An 18,628-nucleotide genomic window follows, 5' to 3' on the forward strand; every position below is an offset into this window, starting at 1 on the left:
GTAGGTTGGAGGCATGGCTTTCCATCCTCTTTCCCTCCCGCGCGCCCTCTCCGGGGTGGCTGCCGCCGCCGCCCTGCTGGCCATGTCCGCGTGCAGCGCCCAGGTATCCGTTGAGAACGCGGATGTGCCGTCCTGGAAAGCAACAGCGTTGCCCTCAGCCAGCGGCATCGTGGCCGAGGACGCCGGCAAGATCCTGAACGCCAAGGCGGTGGAGCGGACGGCGAACGTGCCTGCAGGCTCCTACACCCTGACCTTGGTCTGCGAGGGAGGCGGCAAGGCGTTCCTCGCAGTGCGGTCGGCAGGGAAGGAACTGGCCGACCTCGGTGCGGCCTGCAACGGCACGAAGGAGTCCGTGAAGCTCACCCTCCGGGAGGCCGCACCGCTGGAGTTCAGCGCCTCCAGCCTGGACGCGCCCCTGATTTACGCCTACCGGCTGGCGACGGCGGAATAGCTCCGGACGCCTGCCCTCGGGTAGGGGGCATGCAACTCTGGCCTGACGCCCCGAACGGGCCTACAGTCGGAAGATGGCCGCACTGCAGGGGGCGTTTATGCTCCCACATGCAGTATCTCTTCCGGGCCACCGCCCGCCCCGGAAGCTGCCTCCGCGCACCCGGGCGAGGGCCGCCGTCGCACTTTGGACAACCGGCGCCCTGGTGGCCGGCGGTGCGCTGGCCGGGTGTGAATACATGTACGACGACGGCTGGCGGCCGGGCCAGGACGCCACCGCGGCGCCCCCGGCCACCCAGGCGGCACCGTCCCCGGAGTGGTGGCGGGACGATCCCGTTGACGAGGCCCACCTGGAGGACTGGCTTCAAGAGTCCCAGATGGGCGGGGGGCCGGAGGTGGTGCACCGGGGCTTCGGACTGTTGCAGGCACTGGAAATCCATAACGGGGCAACAGCGGTCCTGCCCGAGGGAACCTACGTCCTGGCGTTGGCCTGCCGGAGTCAGCGGCGGGTGAACTTTACCGTCCGCAACGCTGAGGCCACCCTGGTGAACCTCAGCCTGCGCTGTGGATCAAGGCGCGAAAACGTGATCTACCTGGCGGATGAGTCCGCCCTGACCTTCCGGGTGGAGGCATCGTCCGCCGCCAACTTCGCCTACCGGATCATCCGTTCCTGATACCCGCTGAGGGGGCTTGTTATCTGGACCCCTTAGGCGGCGCAGCCTTCGGGGCAGCGCAGCGTCTCGGGGCTGGCCGCGCACTCGGCACAGTACAGCGTCAGTGTCCGGCAGCTGGGGTTTGAGCAGTTCTCGAACTTGCTGGTGGGTGCGGCGCAGCGGACACACTCGCCGATGGTCTTGGCGTCCTCGCTGAATTCCAGGTGCATGCGCTTGTCGAAGACGTAGAGCGAGCCCTCCCAGAGACCGTGGTCCTTGAAGGTCTCGCCGTAGCGGACGATGCCGCCGTCGAGCTGGTAAACCTGCTTGAAGCCGCGGTTGACCATCAGGCTGGACAGCACCTCGCAGCGGATTCCGCCGGTGCAGTAGGTGACCACCGGCTTGTCCTTGAGGGAGTCGTACTTGCCGGAGTCGAGTTCCTTGATGAAGTCGTGGGTTGTGGCCACATCCGGGACGATCGCGTCCTTGAACTTGCCGATCTGGGCCTCAAAGGCGTTGCGGCCGTCGAAAAACACCACGTCTTCGCCCGCCTGTTTACGGGCGTCCACGAGTTCATGGAGCTCTTCGGGCTTGAGGTGGGTGCCGCCGCCCACCACACCGTTCCCGTCGACCTTGAGTTCACCGGGGGCGCCGAAGGAGACGATCTCGTCCCGGACCTTGACGCTGAGCCGGGGGAAGTCCTCTGCGCCGCCGGCGGACCACTTCACGTCGATGCCGTGGAAGCCCTTATATTCGCGGGTGGTTTTGACGTACTGCTTGACCGCCCCGATCTCTCCGCCCACAGTGGCGTTGATGCCGTCCTTGGAGATCAGGATGCGCCCGGTCAGCCCGAGTTTTTCGCAGAGGGCACGCTGCCAGAGCCGCACCGCGTCCGGGTCAGCAATGGGGGTAAAGCCGTAAAAAAGCACAATTCGGTTCAAAGCCACGTATTTAAGGGTACTGGCTTTGCCGGCACCGGAACTGTTCGTGGTGCCTGGCACTGCTGGGCGGCCGGGCCGGGCCGGCTGTGGGGAGTGGCGCCGGGGACCCGTCCGTCCGCTCCCACCGCACTCATCACAATTGCATAAGCAACTCAGATCCGGGTACGTAACCCCTGTTACTTGTGACGGGGCTGGAATACCCTCATCACATGAGTCCGGACGCCTTGGTTGGAAACATCACGAACCTTCTTGAAGTCTGGGTAGCCGGTTGGGCCGGTTGCCGCGGCTACCAGACCTCAGTTGAAGGCCGCTTCCCCGCAGCACTGCGGGCCGACACCACCGGGGACTGGGAATACTTCGCCCACGACCCGTCCGACGCCGAGTTCGCAGCACTGGCCGCGAAGACCGCTGAAGCCCCCACCAGGGTGCTGACCATCCTGACCAACGACGTCCTCCGGTACAGGCAGCTGGCCGAAAAGCACGCCCTGAACGTCACGTCCGCTTCGCAGGCCATGATGATCGTGGACATGGAAACCCAGGACACCGAAGATCCCTGGCTCTCAGACGATGAGCTTCAACTGGTTACCTCAGAACTCGACGGCGTCCACCATGCCGTGGTCCGTTCCGGGGACACCGTGGCAGCCAGCGGAAGGGTCTTCGTCGTGGACGGAACGGCTGTGTTCGACAAGATCGTCACCGAGCCCCAGTTCCAGCGCCGTGGCCTGGGCAGCTTTATCATGAAGGCGCTGGCGGCCCAGGCCATCGGCCCGGATGTGGAGAACGGCCTGTTGCTGGCTTCCCTTGACGGCCAGAAACTGTACTCCCACCTCGGCTGGTCCACGGTCTGCCGGGTCCTGATGCTCTCCACCTCCAATGAGGGCACCGACCTCTCCGTGGGCTGATTCGCGGCCGGTTCCGCTGGCCGATTTTTCCGTGGGTGAAAGAATGTTGGGGTGAACCCCCATGACTCCCTGATTCCCTTGCTGGGCCGCGGCCCGGACCCGGAGCAGCTGCGTCATGTCCGCACGATTCCCGCGCGCAAGGCGGTCCACGAGCCCTGGCCGGAGTGGGCCCACCCGGATCTGGTGTCCGCCTACGGCTCGCTGGGCATTCATGAGCCCTACCGGCACCAGATCCAGGCCGCGAACCTCGCCCACGGCGGCGAGCATGTGGTGATTGCCACCGGCACTGCCTCGGGAAAATCCCTCGCCTACCAGCTGCCGGCAATTGACGCCATCCACCGCTCCGAACTCCGTGTCCTGGCCGAACCGGGCAAGATCCACGACGACGGCGCAGTGACCCTCTATCTTTCGCCGACCAAAGCCCTCGCCGCGGACCAGCTCGCCGCGATCCGGTCTTTGAAGCTGCCCACCGTCCGTGCCGAGACCTACGACGGCGACACGGATCCCGCGTCGCGCCGCTGGATCCGAGACCACGCCAATTTCATCCTCGCCAATCCGGACATGCTCCATTTCGGCATTCTTCCCAACCATGCGTGGTGGGCAGGCTTCTTCAGGCGGCTGCGGTACGTAATTGTGGATGAAGCCCACAGCTACCGCGGAGTGTTCGGCTCCCATGTTGCCAACCTCATGCGCAGGCTGCGCCGGATCTGTTCGTACTACGGTGCCGGAACCTCCCATCCCGGGCCGGTGTTTATCGCCGCCTCCGCAACCGCTTCAGAGCCGGGCACGTCCTTCGGACGGCTGATCGGCGCACCTGTCCGGGCTGTCGCCGAGGACTGCTCGCCGCACGGATCCACGACGGTGGCTTTCTGGGAGCCGGCGCTCATGGACCTTAAGGGCGAGAACGGGGCGCCACAACGCCGCACCGCCGTCGCGGAAACGGCCGATCTGCTGGCCAACCTGGTCTCGTCCAGGATCCGGACAATCGCCTTCATCAAATCCAGGCGCGGTGCGGAGACGATCTCGTCCATCACCAAACGCCTCCTGGACGAGGTGGATCCGAGCCTTCCCCAGCGTGTGGCCGCCTACCGCTCCGGCTACCTCCCGGAGGAGCGGCGGGCGCTGGAGAAATCGCTGAGATCCGGCGAACTGCTCGGGGTCTCGAGCACCTCAGCCCTGGAGCTGGGGATCGACATTTCCGGACTGGACGCCGTCCTCGTCGCCGGTTGGCCGGGCACCAGGGCGTCGCTCTTTCAGCAGATCGGCAGGGCGGGTCGCGCAGGACAGGACGCCATTGCGGCTTTTGTGGCCAGCGATGATCCGCTGGACACCTACCTGGTGAATCATCCTGAGGCAATCTTCGACGTCTCGGTCGAGGCGACGGTATTTGATCCGTCCAATCCGTACGTGCTCGGTCCACATCTCTGTGCGGCCGCAGCGGAACTGCCGTTGGGACCGGCGGAGCTTGGCCTTTTCGGCGGCACCGCCGAGAAGCTGCTGGGGCAGTTGGTTGAACAGGGCTACCTGCGGCGCCGGCCGGCGGGCTGGTTCTGGACACACTCCCAGAGCGCTGCGGCCATGGTGAACCTGAGGGCCGACGGCGGCGGACCGGTGAGCATCGTCGACGCGGATACAGGCTCCCTGCTCGGAACCATGGACTCGCCCCAGACGCACTACCAGGCACACACCGGGGCGGTCTACGTCCATCAGGGTGACAGTTACGTAGTGGAGGACCTGAACGAGGATGACCACTGCGTGGTGGTCCGGCGGGCCAATCCCGACTACTACACCACGGCACGGGACGTGACCCAGATCGAGGTCCTCGAAACGGAGCGGGCAGCGCAGTGGGGCGACGTTGCGGTGCACTTCGGTGACGTAAAAGTGACAACACAGGTGGTTTCCTTTCAGCGCAAGGCCCTGATTTCGAACGAAATCCTCGGAGAGGAGCCGCTGGAACTGGGCGCCCGCGACCTTTTCACCAAGGCTGTCTGGTTCGTGGTGGAGAACCGTTCGCTGACCGGTGCCGGACTCATCGAGGCGGAGTTTCCCGGCGCTCTCCATGCAGCTGAGCACGCAGCGATCGGCCTGCTGCCGCTGGTGGCTTCCAGCGACCGCTGGGACATCGGCGGAGTGTCCACTGCCATCCATGCAGACACGGGTGTGCCCACCATCTTCGTCTATGACGGGCACCCCGGCGGTGCGGGATTCGCCGAACGCGGATTCGACAAGGCCAAGGTGTGGCTGACCGCCACGAGGGACGCCATCAAAGCCTGTGAGTGCGAATCCGGCTGCCCGTCCTGCGTCCAGTCCCCCAAATGCGGGAACAAGAACAATCCGCTGGACAAGGCTGCGGCCATCACGCTCATCAATGTCCTCCTCAAGGATGCGAGCGAACTGCCCCCTCCCGGCACAAACCCTTTCCATGGCGCAAAATCCTTCCAGGGCACTGAACCCTGGCAGGGCACGGAACTCCTCCACCCCACAGGACTCACTCAGGGCGGCGGTCCGGCCCGGGCCTGACCGCTGGCGGTACCGAGCAAGGTCCGGGCGGTCAGCTCAGTGCGCACCTCCATGGTCTGGCCTGCCCCCTCGCTGCAGCTCACGAGCGCAGCATCGTGGCGTGCCGCCACCGCAGCCGCAACCGCGCAGGGCTCCCCCGAGGTGAGGCCCCGCAGGGCATCGGCCGCGGCAAGGGCGGCGAGGTCCGCCGCTGCAGCTGCCCTGCTGGCCATCACCGCGGACTGTGCCAGAAGCAGCATCAGGACCATGGCCATGATGACAACCAGCGCCAGTCCGGCAGCCAGAACGGTTCCCGAGCCTCGGTCCGGATGGTCCGCGAACCTGCTGTTCACATCCCTGCTGTTCATGTCCCTGCCTCCACCAACGATGGGGCCGGAGGTGAGCCCGTTGCCGGCTTTTCGCTGCGCGTGGTGGCCTTGGCCGTCAGCGTCCAGGGAACGGTGGCCCCCAGCGGGCCACCCACCCTGTCAGCAACAGTGACACTGAGCCACTCGCCGTCGGCCGCAACGGACGCGGTGGAGGATGCCCCGGCCAGGGTCCTGACGATCCCGTCCACTGCAGCAGGGTCCTCACCACGTGCCAGGGCCCTGGCACCGGCACGGGCGGCTTCCTCCAGCCTGAGCTGGGTAACACCGCCGGCGGCTCCGGCCAATAGCAGTGCCAGGAGCAGAAGGACCGCCGGCAGTGCCACCGCCAACTCGGCCGTCACTGCGCCGCGGGCATTCCCCGGTCCACGGCTGCCCCTGCCGGACCGGTCAACCGAAGTTGAGCCGCGCCGGGCTTGACGGCGACGATCCGCAGGCGGCGCTGCCGGCGCCCAACTCATGGCAGGGCCAGCGCCGTGCGGATCAGGGTCAGCAGGAACCCGCGTACTTCATCGCTGCGGAGGATGAAGACCAGCAGGCCGGCAAAGCCCACAGCGGCGAGCGTTGCGATGGCATACTCTGCCGTGGCCATGCCGGCCTCTGACGCCGGGAGCCAATGGCTGCGCTTCCCGGCCCTGTCCGCAACGGCGTGAATCTCCACCACGTTGCTGCCTTCTCCGCCGGTCGGCTGCGCCATCTGACCAGGCTCGGTGCTGGTTGACCGGATGCTGGTTGACCGGGTGCTGGTTGATGGGACGCTGGTTGGATCCGCAGGTGATGCGCCCGGGCCCGATAATCCCGCGCTCATTCCTGCGAGCGTTAGCTGCGACTGGGAGTGGCATGTGCAAATTCGGTTGACGATGGTCATGGTGTTCCCCTCTGTGTTCCGGCTGAGTTGCCGGCTGATCCGACTCTTCCCGGCCCGGCCACCGCCTGTAAGGGCCCGCATTCGATAAGTGGAAAACCGGGCAAATCGTCCGGATGTGGAGGAAAGGACGAAGAGAAACCCCGGCCACGCATCACCGCTGATTCAGTGCAGTGGAACTACGCTTTGACCGCCGGGGCCGAGAGGCGTATCCGTCAGGCCATTCAGCGCAAGTACGGAATCAACGCCCCGGCGCTCGATACGACGCCTCCCTGGGAGGAAGACAGACAACGGGCGAAGTGACCTCGCTTGCCAGGCATCGCGACCCCTTAGGACCCGGAGGGCACCAGGGCCAGGAGGACCGGGACTACCCCCAGGCAGATGAAGGCCGGCAGGGAGCACAGCCCCAGCGGAATGACGAGCTTCACTCCGAGTGACGCCGCCCGCTTTTCAGCAGCCCGGAATCTTTCCCTGCGGAGCCTGGCGGCCTGTGCATAGAGGATCGCCGAAGATGGCGCACCTGTCAGGGCTGCAAACCCCAACGCGTCCCGCAACTCCAGGATTTCTGGAAACCGCACCTCGGAACTTCGCCATGCCGTCTCCCAGTCGGCTCCAATTGCGAGCGCCGAGACCACTGGCCGCAACGCCTTGCCGTAGTCGGGGGAGGCCGAAGCGGCAACGAGTTCAAGGGAGCGGCCGATCCCTGAACCTGCATCCAGCATTGCGGCTACGAGTTCCAGCATCATGGCTGGGTCATGCAATCCGAAATGTTGGCTGCCGTGCGCTGCCGGTGCGCCTGCACTCCGTCGGCGGCCGTCCGCTCCCCTGCCGTCGAGACCGGCGCCGGGATACCCGTCCGGCCCGCGCACGTGGCCTTGCTGCCCGCGAAGGCGGAGCAACCGCAGCCTCACCCGGCCGGGTGCCGAAAAGGCCAACCATGCGGTGGCAGCCAAAACCACGATGAGTGCGAGCCCGGGCCACCATGTCCCGGTCATGCAGGTCCCTCCCCGGCGGCTGTCCGGACCAGACGGGCAGACCAGATCCTTCCGGCGACTGTCAGCGCTACTCCGGCGCCTAATGCCGCGACGCCCAGCGGCGTCCCCACCAGGATGGCCAGCGGATCCACCCCCAGGGCCATTCCCAGGCCCAGACCCATCAGCGGAAGCCAGGTCAGGAGGCTGACGGTCGCTTTTGGTCCGGCAAGGGCCGTCTGCCGCGCAGCCTCGGCGTCGTCCTCCACCTCGAGTTGCGCAGCGAACCGCGCCAGCACATCGGCGAGGGGACAGCCGCTCGCTTCGGCAATGTCAAAGCATGCGGCAAGCTCACACCAGATGCGCGGTTCCCTGCCGTCGTAACGCGGGAAAGCAGCCTGGACGGAATTCCTGATCGCCGCGGCCACCGGCGACCCCCGGAACGCGGCTGCCCTGACGGCAGCGAGCATCGCCAGCGACCCCGGACCCAGGCTGGCGCCGGCTCGCCAGGACCCTGACCGGCCGGCGGACTTGGCCGCGCATTCCCGCACCCGGGCGGCAGGCCCCGGTCCGTCGGAGCCGGATTCAGGGCGGCCAGCGTGGACCAGCCAAAGTTCGTCCCAGAGCCGCGCCGGAGTACGCCCGCCCTTCAGCAAGGCGGCCAGCTGCTGAACCAACAAGGTTAACGAGAGGCCGGCCTGCTCCTGACCGGTGCGGCGCGCTGAACGGGCGCTCCGGCTGACCCGTCCCACAGCGACGCCACCCGGAGTGCCGCTGCCCCTGCCCGACAGCCCATGCCTGAGACGGCCCGCAGTGGCGCGGCCCGGTTCTGTTATTCCCACTGCTCTCCGGAAACGGCCCGCCGCCCCGCCCGGCGGCCGGAAGAGCAGGACTGCCGCGAGCACGAGAAGGGCGGCCAGCAGAACGCTCACACGCCACCGTCCCGCCCGACAGCGTCGCAACCAGCGGAGTCCACACCAGCAGCGTGCAAACCAGCAGCACCCAAACCAGCGGAGTCCAAACGAGCAGCGCCCAATTCGGGGGACATCCCCAGCCGCCTGCACAGCGCCTTCCAGCCGGGCCCGGCGCTGAGCCCGCCCCGTACGCTTTCCAAGGCCGGCACGACAGAAAGCCCGCCGGGACAGTCCTGCACCAGGCCCACGCAGGCGACGCGTCGCCCCACCCGGGACCGCTCCACATGGATCACCAGATCGAGGGCGCTGGCCGCCTGAAGCCGGACGGCGTCCGAACCCAGGCCAGCCAAAGCACCCAGGGCAGTCAGCCGGGCAGGGACGGAGGTGGCCGCGTTCGCGTGGATGGTTCCCCCGCCGCCGGTGTGGCCTGTATTCATCGCCGTCAGGAGTTCCCGGACCTCGGCGCCGCGGCATTCCCCCACCACCAGCCTGTCCGGCCGCATGCGAAGCGCCTGCCGGACGAGCTCGCCCAGATCCACTTCGCCGCCGCCTTCCAGGTTCCCGTGGCGGGACTCCAGGGACACAATGTGCGGATGGACGGGGTTCAGTTCCGAAGCATCTTCTATGAGGACGAGCCGTTCGGCCTGGGAGCACAGCCCCAGCAGGGTGGACAGCAACGTGGTTTTGCCCGAGCCGGTTGCTCCGCTGATGAGGAAGCTCAGCCGACGCTCGACTACTCGTTCCAGGACGTCCTGCAGGACGGTCCCGAACATGCCACTTTCACGGAGCTCATCCATGGAGAACACCTGCTCCCGCCGGATCCGGACGCTCAGCAAGGTGCCGGCGGTGGAAATGGGCGGCAGCACCGCGTGCACACGGTAACCGCCCTCGAGCCTGACATCAACGCACGGGGACCCGTCATCCAGCCGCCGGCCGCCGGCTGCTACGAGCCGGGATGCCAAGGCGCGCACCTGCGCCTCACCGGAAAACGAGATCCCGGCCGGTTCGATTCCCCTCCCCCGGTCGATCCAGATTGAGTCAGGGCCGTTGACGAAGATGTCGGTGACCTGGACGTCCCGTGTCAGTTCCTGGAGAGGCCCGAGCCCGTTCAGCTCCGCGCTGATCCGTTCCACCGCGGCGAGCGACCCAGCTGTCCCCAGCAGCCGTCCTGTGGCCTGGACTGCCGCAGCCACGCGGGAGGCGGTGACGGGCCCCGCGTCCGCCATGACTGATTCCCGGACCGTCTCCAGCAGGGCAGAGTCCAGGACGCGGGGATCCAGGACCCGGGCCTGGCGGCGGCGCTGACCTGCAAGATGGCCGGCGGACGGTGCCGGAAGAGGCTGCCGCGCGCTCATGCCAGGACCCCGACAGGTATCTCTTCGTCGAACAGGTCGAGCACCGCAGCAGCAAAATGCCTGACACTGCGCCGTTTGCCCAGCTCAAGGAGCCGCCCGTTCTCCCCGGCGGCAACAACCCCGCGCAGCTCCGGAACACGCCCCTGCACCGGCAGCCCGACGGCGTCGGCGATCAGCCCGCTGTCCAGCGCTGCGCCGGCCTTCCCCCTGACCAGGAGGGCCGCCTCAATCGGCGGAAGTTCCTGCAGCAGCCGTGCCGTTGCCACAGCGGCTTTCAGCTGCGCCGGGACGACCACCAGGATGCGGTCGCAGTCCCACGCAAAAGTATGTACCGGCTCCGCCCCGCGGCCTATGTCCACCACCACCAGCTCATACCCCCGCCGTGCGGCGTCAAGCACGCCGCCGGTGGTGGCGGCGTCAACCGACGCCGGACGTTCGCGGCTGCCAGGCCAGGAAAGGAACGAGAACCCGCCGGCGACCGGGAGGGAATCGGAGAGCTGACCGGGATCGATGCTGCCGCTCGCGTCCGCAAGGTCCGGCCAGCGCAGCCCCGGAGTCTCCTCAGCGGCAAGCGCCAGTTCCAGGCCGCCACCCCAGGGATCCCCGTCCACGAGCAGGACACGCACACCCAGCCCGGCCGCTGCCTGGGCGATCCAGATGGCGGCGGTGGTGGCACCGGCTCCGCCGCAGCCGCCGGTGATTCCGAGCACCAGCCCGCCGGCCTCGGGCGAACGCGATCTGCTAAGGTACTCTGCCAGCCAGGCCGCGGCGTCCGGAAGCACGGCCACGCGCTCGGCGCCGAGGGCCGCGGCAAGATGCCAGAGACTGTCCCCTTCGCCATTCAGTCCCACCAGCACAGCCGGTGCCCGGCGGCGCGGGGGCAGCTCGCGGATATCGCTCCCCACCAGGACGGCTGCAGCGGAGTCCCAGTATTTGGCGGCCTCAGCCGCATCCTCCACGACGCGCAGCTGGCCCCCGGCGGCGGCGACAATCTGTTCCACTTCGCCCTGGAGAAAGGCGTAGCCGGTCACCAGCAGCACCTCCGCGGACCTTTGCTGCTCAGGCAGCCAGGCACCGGGAGCCTGCCCGGACATGGGGACACTGCCCACCCGTAACGGTGGGCGGGCCAGCCCGGACGGCGGCAGCTCGGACGGGGATGGCGGTTGCTGGTGCCTGCTCATGGAGCAACTCTCCACCGGGCCGCAGCAGGAGAAACAGGGGGCAGCTGCCCTATGTGGACAAACCGCCGCACTGGACTGTCGCTGCCACAGGGCAGAATTGGACCTATGTATCTGCTGCTCGCCGCCCACTCCAACGGCGCAGCCCTCCAGCAGCTTACGCAGGCCGGCGCTCCGCACCCTGACCGGCCGGAGCCGCGGCTCATCAGCGGCGGCGAGCTGCCCGGCGTCGTGCGTCACCTGGAAAGCCGGCCGCGCGAGGCGTCGCCGCGGTGGATCTGGCACCGGACCCAAGACTGGTACCCCGCGCTGCTGGCGGCAGGAGTGGAGCTGGAACGCTGCTATGACCTGAGCCTGAGCAGCAACATCCTGGCCTATTCACAATTCACGGCCCACACCGAGTACGCCCGGAACGCCGAAAAGGTCACCCTGGACGATCCCCAGCAGCCGCCCCGTTCCCTCCAGCCGCCGCCCCCGCCGGCAGACCAGGGCGCGCTCTTTGACGCCCCCGCCCGGGGGTCTGCGCCGCGCCTCACCCTGGCCGATCTGCGTAGCGAATATGCCGCCCAGCAGGCGGCCCTCGCCTCGGTAGACGCGGAGGAGAACAAACGGAAGCGGCTCCAGCTTCTGCTTGCCGCCGAATCCGCGGGCGCGATGATTGCCGCGGAGATGCAGCACGCCGGCGTCCCCTGGCGTGAGGACCTGCATGAGCAGATCCTGACCGAACACCTGGGCCCGCGCCCGCCGTCGGGGCACCGCCCCGCGAAGCTGGAGGCGCTGAACACGGAACTGAAGGGCCTGCTGAATTCGCCCGGGCTGAACCCCGATTCGCCGCAGGAAGTGATGCGCGCCCTGCACCGCAACGGCATCGAGGTCAAAAGCACACGGCAGTGGGAGCTGAAGGAATCCAGCCACCCCGCCATTGCACCGCTCCTCGCCTATAAGAAACTGTCCCGGCTGCACACGGCAAACGGCTGGGCCTGGCTGGATGCCTGGGTGAGCAACGGACGCTTCCAGCCCGAGTACGTGGTGGGCGGCGTGGTGTCCGGACGGTGGGCCTCCCGGGGCGGCGGCGCGCTGCAGATCCCGCGCCAGATCCGCGGCGCCGTGCACGCGGCCCCCGGCCACAAGCTCATCGTCGCGGACGCCTCCCAGCTGGAACCCCGCGTACTGGTGGCGCTGGCGCAGGACTCAAAAATGGCGGAGGCCGCCCGGGACAAGGACCTTTACGCCGGCATCGCCGCACAGGGCTTCGGCGGCGACCGCGCCAAGGCAAAGGTGGCCCTGCTGGGCGCCATCTACGGTGCCACCACTGGTGAATCCGGCCGCCTCATGCCCCAGCTGGCGAGGACCTACCCGCGTGCCGTCGGATTTGTGGAACAGGCCGCGCGCGACGGCGAGGCCGGCGGCACCGTGACCACCAGGCTGGGACGCAGCAGCCCGCCGCCGTCGGAAAACTGGTTCCGGAGCCAGCAGTCGTCGTCGGCCGAAGAACAGCGCCGGGCCGAATCGATTGCCCGCTCCCGCGGCCGCTTTACCCGCAACTTCGTGGTGCAGGGCTCGGCGGCGGACTGGGCTGCCTGCTGGCTGGCGGACTTACGACGGCGGTTGCGCGCCCTGCGTGCCGAGGGCTCCGTCAACGCGGAGCTGGTCTTCTTCCTCCACGATGAGGTGATGGTGCATGCACCTGAGGCCTGCGTCGCGGCCTGCATCCGGGCCATCGAAGACGCCGCCAGCGCGGCCAAGGAACTCCTGTTCGGCCCCATCCCTGTGGAGTTCCCGGTCAGTGTCGCCGTTGTGGACTCCTACGACAACGCAAAGTAACAGTTACTCAGTTAGTGCGAAGTAACCTACCCGGGAGTAGCTGGCCGAGCCGTTGCGGGCGAGGTTACAGTCAATGGAGCGACTGATGCAGACGGCGCAGCTACAAGTGCAAAGACGCACAAGCAGGGGAGGTCCGGCACATGGCGGGCAAATTCGAAATTCATCGTGTAAGCAACGGCTGCTACCGGCTGAGGCTTACAGACTCTCAAGGGAACACCGTGGCGGTGTCACCCGATTACAAACACCTCAACGCACTCAAAGACGGGATCAAGGCTTTGCGCGAAAACGCGGCCACCGGCATTGTTGTCGATCTTCGCCAGCAGCCACAGCCCCACCGGCCTTAAAAAACCACCCGGTGCACACGGGACCGGTCCCACGGTACGGACCAGCCCAACTGCTCGAAGAGGCCGTCCAGGATTATCCCCGTGAAGCCCCAGACGAGCACGCCGCTAACCGCGAAGCCGGGGCTGCTGTATGTTTTGCCGTCCCGGCTCACCGTAGCCGTCACCCGGTTGGCCGGGTCCAGCAGGTCACGGACCGGGATCCGGAAGACCTGCGCGGATTCGCCGTAGTCGACCACGCGCACGGGCGACGGCGACGCCCACCACCCCAGCACCGGTGTCACCAGGAAGTTGCTGCGGGCGAGCCCAAGCTCCTGGAGGGTGCCCAGAACCTCCACCCCGGCTGAGTCCAGGCCCGTTTCCTCCTCCGCTTCCCGCAGGGCGGCGGCAACCGGTGTCTCGTCTGCGTCGATGGTCCCGCCAGGAAAAGCGACCTGGCCGGGGTGCGAGCCCAGGGTGTGGGCGCGTTCCAGCAGCAGGACGTCAAGATCGGCTGCGGCGAGCGGTTCGCCGGAGGTGGCCGGAATATCATCCAGGACCCCGAAAAGCATGAGGACGGCGGCCTTGCGGGCGATGGTCTCGTCCACGGTCAGCGCCGCCCAGTTGGTGTTGGGGGCGGTGACGCCACCGCTTTCCGATCGTTGGACCAGCTTGATCAGGTCCTGGCGTGCGCTCATGGCAGCCGCCTTTGTGATTCCATCCGGATTTCCGCGGCCCGGTGCGTTTCGGCGAGCAAACGCCCCAGGAGGGGTTCGCTGCCTGGGGCCAGCTCATATTTCAGCAGCTTCGCCGCTTTGACCGGATCAGTTTCCCCGATCCCGTAGCTGGGGCACCAGTTGGCCACCGGGCACGCCCCGCACGCGGGCTTCCGGGAATGGCACACCCGCCGGCCGTGGAACACCACCCGGTGGGACAGCATGGTCCAGTCCTTGGGTTCGAACAGCTCGGCGACGTCGAATTCGATCTGCACCGGGTCTTCGGATTCGGTCCAGCCGAAGCGCCGCGCCAAGCGGCCAAAATGGGTGTCCACGGTAATCCCCGGGACGCCGAAAGCGTTGCCCAGGACCACGTTCGCCGTCTTCCGCCCCACCCCCGGCAGGGTCACCAGATCCTCAAGCCGGCCGGGGACTACGCCGTCGTACTCGTCCACCAGTCGCGTGGCGAGCGCCAGCAGGTTCCGGGTCTTGGCCCGGAAAAACCCGGTGGGCTTGATGATGGCCTCCAGCTCGGCGGGGTCTGCCTCCGCTATGTGCCGGGCATCCGGGAAGCGCGAAAACAGCAGCGGCGTGATCGAGTTCACCGTGACATCTGTGGTCTGTGCGGAAAGGACCGTGGCAACCAGGAGCTCGAAAGGGTTCCGGAAATCAAGCTCCGCGTGGGCGTAGGGGTACTTCTCCGCCAAAACCCTGTTGATCCGCCGCGCCCGGCGCTTCAAGGCCAGCAGGGACTCGGCTGTGGCCATGCGGGAGGCTAGCCGCGCTCGATGTTGCTGAGGTCGCGGAGCACGCCCACCCGGCCGTCCGTGTGCTGGACCAGGAATTCGTGACCCCGGTCCTCCAGTGCCAACACCCAGCCGCCCGGCTCGATCACAAAGGCAGGCGCCCCCGTCCGGGGATCCACGGCTGTGCGGTGCTGGGCCACAGCGAACCAGAAGGCTTCGTGCGCAGGCTGCTCGTCGGTTTCCTCCGGCCGGCTGGCCGGATCGACCGTGGCGCCGATGGGCTCCGCACTCCGCACCTGAGCGGGTGTCACCTGCTGGTGCACCGCCGTCGCGGCGGGCTCGGACGCAGACTGGCGCGCGGAGGCCGCGGCCACCGGAACGTCGCCGGCCATCGTCTCCTGGGCGGAGTCAGGCTCCGGGGCCGCCGGGGCCTGGGCCGTTGCTGGGTGGGCCGCCGCTGAGCGGGCCGTTGGTGAGGGAGCCGTCGCAGATGCGCCAAGTGCCGGTGAAGGTGAGGGGACGACGTCGGACGCCTGCGTTGCCAGGCTGGGTTCGCCGGCGGCGGTCCAGTCGTTGACCTCCGGGGCGGAGGAGACGGCGGCGGGGGCGGCTGTCGCTGCGGTTGCCCCCGCAGAGGACGCAGCGGCAGAGGACCCAGCGGAAGCGGAGGCGGCAGGCGCAGTGGACCGCGATTCGGCGGAAGCGCCCGGCCGGGATGCCGCAGCGCCCTCGGCAGGCTTGGCTTCCTTGGGCGTGTGGGGCCTCGGCAGCGGAGCTTCGGCATCACGCGCCACGATGTGGGACGGGGTTTCGTCGCGGCCCAGGAAATCCCCTGCGAAGTATGGAATGAACCGGCCCAGCACTGTCGCAGCGAACAGGACAACAGAGCCGATCAGGCCAACCAGAAGGCTGGGGACATATGCCGCGGCCGCGGAGACAAAGAAGAACGCCAGCGCGAAGGACGCCACCACGGAGGCGAACTGGTCAACAGAGAGCGATCCGATGCGGACCTTCGTGGCGGGGGCGAGGCGGCGTGCAACGAACAGGGCCGTCACTATAAGGGGCAGCAGGATGCCGAGGCCCAGGAAGAACAGGCTGCCTGCGTTCCAGAGGTTGAACCGGCCAAAGAAGACCGGCAGCAACGAGGCCACCAAAAGAATCAGGGTGGCGGCGAACACCGTCAGGTCCCGCACCGTGAAGTGGCCCAGAACGGCCTGGTTGGTGGTTCCGGGCTTGCTGCGCGCCGGCCGCTGCGCTCCTGCTGTTGCCCCGTCTCCGGAGGTGGCGCCGGACCTGCTCCTTGCTGCGTTGCCAAGTTTCTGGCCGAAGCTTTGCTGGTTCATTCTGTTCTCCTTAGCGTGGCTCCGTGGAAGTCACGATTCCAACTCAGCCTAGCCAACAGCATGGCCGATCACTAGCTGATCGGCGGCGGGAGGGACCTGCGGAGCGGCCCCTGGTAACCATTCACCGCTAATTAAATGCCGTTCAGGGCACATGTGTGACACCGCACACACACGGGCACCCTCGAAGTATTAGGGTTGATTCCGGAACAGCTCTTCGCGGAATATCCGTGACGGGCTGTGCCTGCCGCGTACGTGGCAGGCACGGTCCCGTAACGGCAGAGCCGCCGTAAAGATCGATGAATGATGAGGTTCAGCATGTCCCAGAACAGCTCCGCCGCCACGGCATCCAACGACGCTTTTGAAAACCTGCTTCAGGAAAACCGCGCGTTTGCCCCTACCCCCGAGTTCGCTGCCGACGCCGTTGTCACCGCAGCCGATTACGCGGAGGCCGACGCCGACCGCCCCGCCTTCTGGGCCAGGCAGGCCCGTGAACTCCTCACCTGGAGCAAGGATTTCGACCAGACCCTGGACTGGTCCAACCCGCCGTTCGCCAAGTGGTTCGTCGGCGGCGAGGTCAACGCCGCGTACAACGCTTTGGACCGGCATGTCGAGAACGGCCTGGGCGACCGGGTGGCGATCTATTTCGAAGGCGAACCCGGGGACACCCGCACCTACACCTACGCCCAGCTCACTGAAGAGGTGAAGAAGGCCGCGAACGCCTTCGAATCCCTCGGCGTCGCCAAGGGTGACCGCGTCGCGGTGTACCTGCCCATGATCCCGGAAGCGGTCATCACGCTCCTGGCATGCGCCCGGATCGGCGCTGTGCACTCCGTGGTGTTCGGCGGTTTCTCCGCCGAGGCCCTCCGCTCCCGGATCGACGACGCCGAAGCCAAGCTCGTGGTCACCGCCGACGGCACCTACCGCCGCGGCAAGCCCAGCGCCCTGAAAACCGCCGTGGACGACGCCCTCTCGCATGTGGGAGACGGCAGCGGCCACACGGTGCAGAACGTCGTGGTGGTCAAGCGCAACGGCCAGCACGTGGACTGGCATGACGGCCGGGACCACTGGTGGGACGATACCGTCGGGGCGGCGTCCGCCGAGCACACCGCCGTCGGTCATGACTCCGAGCACCCACTGTTCATCCTCTACACCTCCGGCACCACCGGCAAGCCCAAGGGCATCCTGCACACCACCGGCGGATACCTCACCCAGGGCGCCTACACACACAAGGCCGTGTTCGATTTGCACCCGGAGACGGACGTGTACTGGTGCACGGCCGACGTCGGCTGGGTCACCGGCCACTCGTACGTCGCCTACGCACCGCTGATCAACGGCGCCACCCAGGTCATGTACGAAGGCACCCCGGATTCCCCGCACCAGGGCCGCTGGTGGGAGATCATCGAAAAGTACAAGGTCTCCATCCTCTACACCGCCCCCACCGCCATCCGCACGTTCATGAAGTGGGGCCGGGACATCCCGGACAAGTACGACCTCTCCTCGATCCGGGTCCTCGGCTCCGTGGGTGAATCCATCAACCCCGAAGCGTGGATGTGGTACCGGAACGTCATCGGCGCCAACGCGGGCAAGAACGGCGAGAAGAAGGAACACCCCGCCCCGATCGTGGACACCTGGTGGCAGACCGAAACCGGCGCGCAGATGATCGCCCCGCTGCCCGGCGTCACCGCCACCAAGCCCGGCTCCGCCCAGACCCCGCTGCCCGGCATCGCCGTGGACGTCGTGGACGAAATGGGCGAGTCCGTGCCCAACGGCCACGGCGGCTTCCTGGTGATCCGCGAACCCTGGCCCGCCATGCTCCGCGGCATCTGGGGCGACCCGGAACGGTTCAAGGAAACCTACTGGTCCCGCTTTGAAACCATGTACTTCGCCGGCGACGGCGCCAAGAAGGACGAGGACGGCGACATCTGGCTCCTGGGCCGGGTGGACGACGTCATGAACGTCTCCGGCCACCGGCTCTCCACCACGGAGATCGAATCCGCCCTGGTCTCCCACCCCACCGTCGCCGAAGCAGCAGTGGTCGGCGCCGCGGACGAGACCACCGGCCAGGCCGTCGTCGCATTCGTCATACTGCGCGGGGACGCCGTGGACACCGGTGACGCCATCATCGCCGAACTCCGCAACCACGTGGCCAAGGAAATCGGCCCGATTGCCAAGCCGAAGACCATCCTCGTGGTCCCGGAACTCCCGAAGACCCGCTCCGGGAAGATCATGCGGCGCCTCCTCAAGGACGTAGCAGAAGGACGCGAAGTAGGGGACGCCACCACCCTGGCCGACAACACCGTCATGGCCCAGATCGCGGCGTCACTGCGGAAGTAGTCGCTTCAAAATTAGTCGCTCCTCCGACAGGGGAGGGCGGTCATCCTCCGCGTGCTGCTCGTACCTCGCTTTGACGCACGCTTCCGGATAACCGCCCTCCCCTGTCTGTTGCCACATCTCCCGTTGAGTGCGCCCTAGATGTACTGTCCCGGCAGGTTGATGACACGGGGATTGATTTGACGCAATAAGAGGACCTCCGGGTGTTGTGTGGTGCTTGTCGAGAGCGAACACAAA

The 18,628-nt window shown here is 67.2% G+C and carries 18 protein-coding genes; 7 read left to right on the plus strand and 11 right to left on the minus strand.

All coding sequences use genetic code 11. From position 1 onward, the window contains the following. Positions 1 to 13 precede the first annotated feature (13 nt). Both ABIA70_RS21250 and ABIA70_RS21255 read left to right on the plus strand, forming a co-directional pair. Entirely contained in the window at positions 14 to 451 is a 438-nt protein-coding gene (locus ABIA70_RS21250; protein WP_354149575.1) for a DUF6023 family protein, read from the plus strand. Positions 452 to 524: 73 nt separating this feature from the next. Further along, a complete protein-coding gene (locus ABIA70_RS21255; RefSeq protein WP_354149576.1) occupies positions 525 to 1,121 on the plus strand; it encodes a hypothetical protein in 597 nt (198 codons plus the stop codon). A 32-nt stretch (positions 1,122 to 1,153) separates the two neighbouring features. Here ABIA70_RS21255 and trhO read toward each other — a convergent pair whose 3' ends face one another. Further along, complete coding sequence (gene trhO, locus ABIA70_RS21260; protein ID WP_354149577.1) at positions 1,154 to 2,047, minus strand: oxygen-dependent tRNA uridine(34) hydroxylase TrhO; 894 nt, start codon at positions 2,045 to 2,047, stop codon at positions 1,154 to 1,156. Positions 2,048 to 2,250: 203 nt separating this feature from the next. Between trhO and ABIA70_RS21265 the strand changes: the two genes are divergently transcribed. Next, positions 2,251 to 2,943 (plus strand): GNAT family N-acetyltransferase, encoded by a 693-nt coding sequence (locus ABIA70_RS21265; RefSeq protein ID WP_354149578.1) that lies wholly within the window; start codon positions 2,251 to 2,253, stop codon positions 2,941 to 2,943. 51 nt (positions 2,944 to 2,994) lie between these two features. Further along, the gene (locus ABIA70_RS21270; RefSeq protein ID WP_354149579.1) at positions 2,995 to 5,463 is read left to right on the plus strand and encodes a DEAD/DEAH box helicase; all 2,469 of its coding nucleotides are present in this window, start codon (positions 2,995 to 2,997) and stop codon (positions 5,461 to 5,463) included. On the opposite strand, the gene ABIA70_RS21275 is transcribed toward ABIA70_RS21270, so the two are convergent. From ABIA70_RS21275 to ssd, 7 genes are all read right to left on the minus strand, one after another. After that, the gene (locus ABIA70_RS21275; protein WP_354149580.1) at positions 5,436 to 5,810 is read right to left on the minus strand and encodes an Rv3654c family TadE-like protein; all 375 of its coding nucleotides are present in this window, start codon (positions 5,808 to 5,810) and stop codon (positions 5,436 to 5,438) included. The genes ABIA70_RS21270 and ABIA70_RS21275 overlap by 28 nt on opposite strands. Next, on the minus strand, positions 5,807 to 6,172 hold the full coding sequence (locus tag ABIA70_RS21280) for a TadE family type IV pilus minor pilin (protein ID WP_354149581.1): 366 nt from the start codon (positions 6,170 to 6,172) through the stop codon (positions 5,807 to 5,809). Before ABIA70_RS21280 ends, ABIA70_RS21275 begins: the two co-directional genes overlap by 4 nt. A gap of 113 nt (positions 6,173 to 6,285) precedes the next feature. After that, a complete protein-coding gene (locus tag ABIA70_RS21285; RefSeq protein ID WP_502917245.1) occupies positions 6,286 to 6,555 on the minus strand; it encodes a DUF4244 domain-containing protein in 270 nt (89 codons plus the stop codon). A gap of 467 nt (positions 6,556 to 7,022) precedes the next feature. Further along, on the minus strand, positions 7,023 to 7,688 hold the full coding sequence (locus ABIA70_RS21290; RefSeq protein WP_354149583.1) for a type II secretion system F family protein: 666 nt from the start codon (positions 7,686 to 7,688) through the stop codon (positions 7,023 to 7,025). Then, positions 7,685 to 8,596, minus strand: a complete 912-nt coding sequence (locus tag ABIA70_RS21295) for a type II secretion system F family protein (protein ID WP_354149584.1) — start codon at positions 8,594 to 8,596, stop codon at positions 7,685 to 7,687. The genes ABIA70_RS21290 and ABIA70_RS21295 overlap by 4 nt, the downstream gene beginning before the upstream one ends. Further along, a complete protein-coding gene (locus ABIA70_RS21300) occupies positions 8,593 to 9,933 on the minus strand; it encodes a TadA family conjugal transfer-associated ATPase (protein ID WP_354149585.1) in 1,341 nt (446 codons plus the stop codon). Before ABIA70_RS21300 ends, ABIA70_RS21295 begins: the two co-directional genes overlap by 4 nt. Then, entirely contained in the window at positions 9,930 to 11,027 is a 1,098-nt protein-coding gene (gene ssd / locus ABIA70_RS21305; protein WP_354149592.1) for a septum site-determining protein Ssd, read from the minus strand. Before ssd ends, ABIA70_RS21300 begins: the two co-directional genes overlap by 4 nt. Positions 11,028 to 11,219: 192 nt before the next feature. Between ssd and ABIA70_RS21310 the strand changes: the two genes are divergently transcribed. Then, positions 11,220 to 12,935 carry a bifunctional 3'-5' exonuclease/DNA polymerase gene (locus ABIA70_RS21310; RefSeq protein WP_354149586.1) on the plus strand — a complete coding sequence of 572 codons (1,716 nt, stop codon included), beginning with the start codon at positions 11,220 to 11,222 and terminating at the stop codon, positions 12,933 to 12,935. A gap of 140 nt (positions 12,936 to 13,075) precedes the next feature. Beyond that, a complete protein-coding gene (locus ABIA70_RS21315; RefSeq protein WP_354149587.1) occupies positions 13,076 to 13,279 on the plus strand; it encodes a YegP family protein in 204 nt (67 codons plus the stop codon). On the opposite strand, the gene ABIA70_RS21320 is transcribed toward ABIA70_RS21315, so the two are convergent. From ABIA70_RS21320 to ABIA70_RS21330, 3 genes are read right to left on the minus strand one after another with little or no spacing between them, the layout of a single operon-like run. Beyond that, entirely contained in the window at positions 13,276 to 13,953 is a 678-nt protein-coding gene (locus tag ABIA70_RS21320) for an NUDIX hydrolase (protein WP_354149588.1), read from the minus strand. The genes ABIA70_RS21315 and ABIA70_RS21320 overlap by 4 nt on opposite strands. Further along, on the minus strand, positions 13,950 to 14,738 hold the full coding sequence (nth, locus tag ABIA70_RS21325) for an endonuclease III (protein ID WP_354149589.1): 789 nt from the start codon (positions 14,736 to 14,738) through the stop codon (positions 13,950 to 13,952). The genes ABIA70_RS21320 and nth overlap by 4 nt, the downstream gene beginning before the upstream one ends. Before the next feature lie 8 nt (positions 14,739 to 14,746). Beyond that, a complete protein-coding gene (locus ABIA70_RS21330) occupies positions 14,747 to 16,060 on the minus strand; it encodes a hypothetical protein (RefSeq protein WP_354149590.1) in 1,314 nt (437 codons plus the stop codon). Positions 16,061 to 16,375: 315 nt separating this feature from the next. Between ABIA70_RS21330 and acs the strand changes: the two genes are divergently transcribed. Continuing rightward, on the plus strand, positions 16,376 to 18,394 hold the full coding sequence (gene acs, locus ABIA70_RS21335; protein ID WP_354149591.1) for an acetate--CoA ligase: 2,019 nt from the start codon (positions 16,376 to 16,378) through the stop codon (positions 18,392 to 18,394). The last annotated feature ends 234 nt before the right edge of the window (positions 18,395 to 18,628 follow it).

Origin of the sequence: Arthrobacter sp. 754 (assembly GCF_040548695.1) — a bacterium.
GTDB lineage: Bacteria > Actinomycetota > Actinomycetes > Actinomycetales > Micrococcaceae > Arthrobacter.

Bases quoted from the DNA above. Each gene is read 5' to 3' on its own strand.
- ABIA70_RS21250 (WP_354149575.1), top strand. From the start codon at position 14: ATGGCTTTCCATCCTCTTTCCCTCCCGCGCGCCCTCTCCGGGGTGGCT.
- ABIA70_RS21255 (WP_354149576.1), top strand. From the start codon at position 525: ATGGCCGCACTGCAGGGGGCGTTTATGCTCCCACATGCAGTATCTCTT.
- ABIA70_RS21265 (WP_354149578.1), top strand. From the start codon at position 2,251: ATGAGTCCGGACGCCTTGGTTGGAAACATCACGAACCTTCTTGAAGTC.
- ABIA70_RS21275 (WP_354149580.1), bottom strand. From the start codon at position 5,810: ATGAACAGCAGGGATGTGAACAGCAGGTTCGCGGACCATCCGGACCGA.
- ABIA70_RS21290 (WP_354149583.1), bottom strand. From the start codon at position 7,688: ATGACCGGGACATGGTGGCCCGGGCTCGCACTCATCGTGGTTTTGGCT.
- ABIA70_RS21300 (WP_354149585.1), bottom strand. From the start codon at position 9,933: ATGAGCGCGCGGCAGCCTCTTCCGGCACCGTCCGCCGGCCATCTTGCA.
- ssd (WP_354149592.1), bottom strand. From the start codon at position 11,027: ATGTCCGGGCAGGCTCCCGGTGCCTGGCTGCCTGAGCAGCAAAGGTCC.
- ABIA70_RS21310 (WP_354149586.1), top strand. From the start codon at position 11,220: ATGTATCTGCTGCTCGCCGCCCACTCCAACGGCGCAGCCCTCCAGCAG.
- ABIA70_RS21315 (WP_354149587.1), top strand. From the start codon at position 13,076: ATGGCGGGCAAATTCGAAATTCATCGTGTAAGCAACGGCTGCTACCGG.
- ABIA70_RS21320 (WP_354149588.1), bottom strand. From the start codon at position 13,953: ATGAGCGCACGCCAGGACCTGATCAAGCTGGTCCAACGATCGGAAAGC.
- nth (WP_354149589.1), bottom strand. From the start codon at position 14,738: ATGGCCACAGCCGAGTCCCTGCTGGCCTTGAAGCGCCGGGCGCGGCGG.
- ABIA70_RS21330 (WP_354149590.1), bottom strand. From the start codon at position 16,060: ATGAACCAGCAAAGCTTCGGCCAGAAACTTGGCAACGCAGCAAGGAGC.
- acs (WP_354149591.1), top strand. From the start codon at position 16,376: ATGTCCCAGAACAGCTCCGCCGCCACGGCATCCAACGACGCTTTTGAA.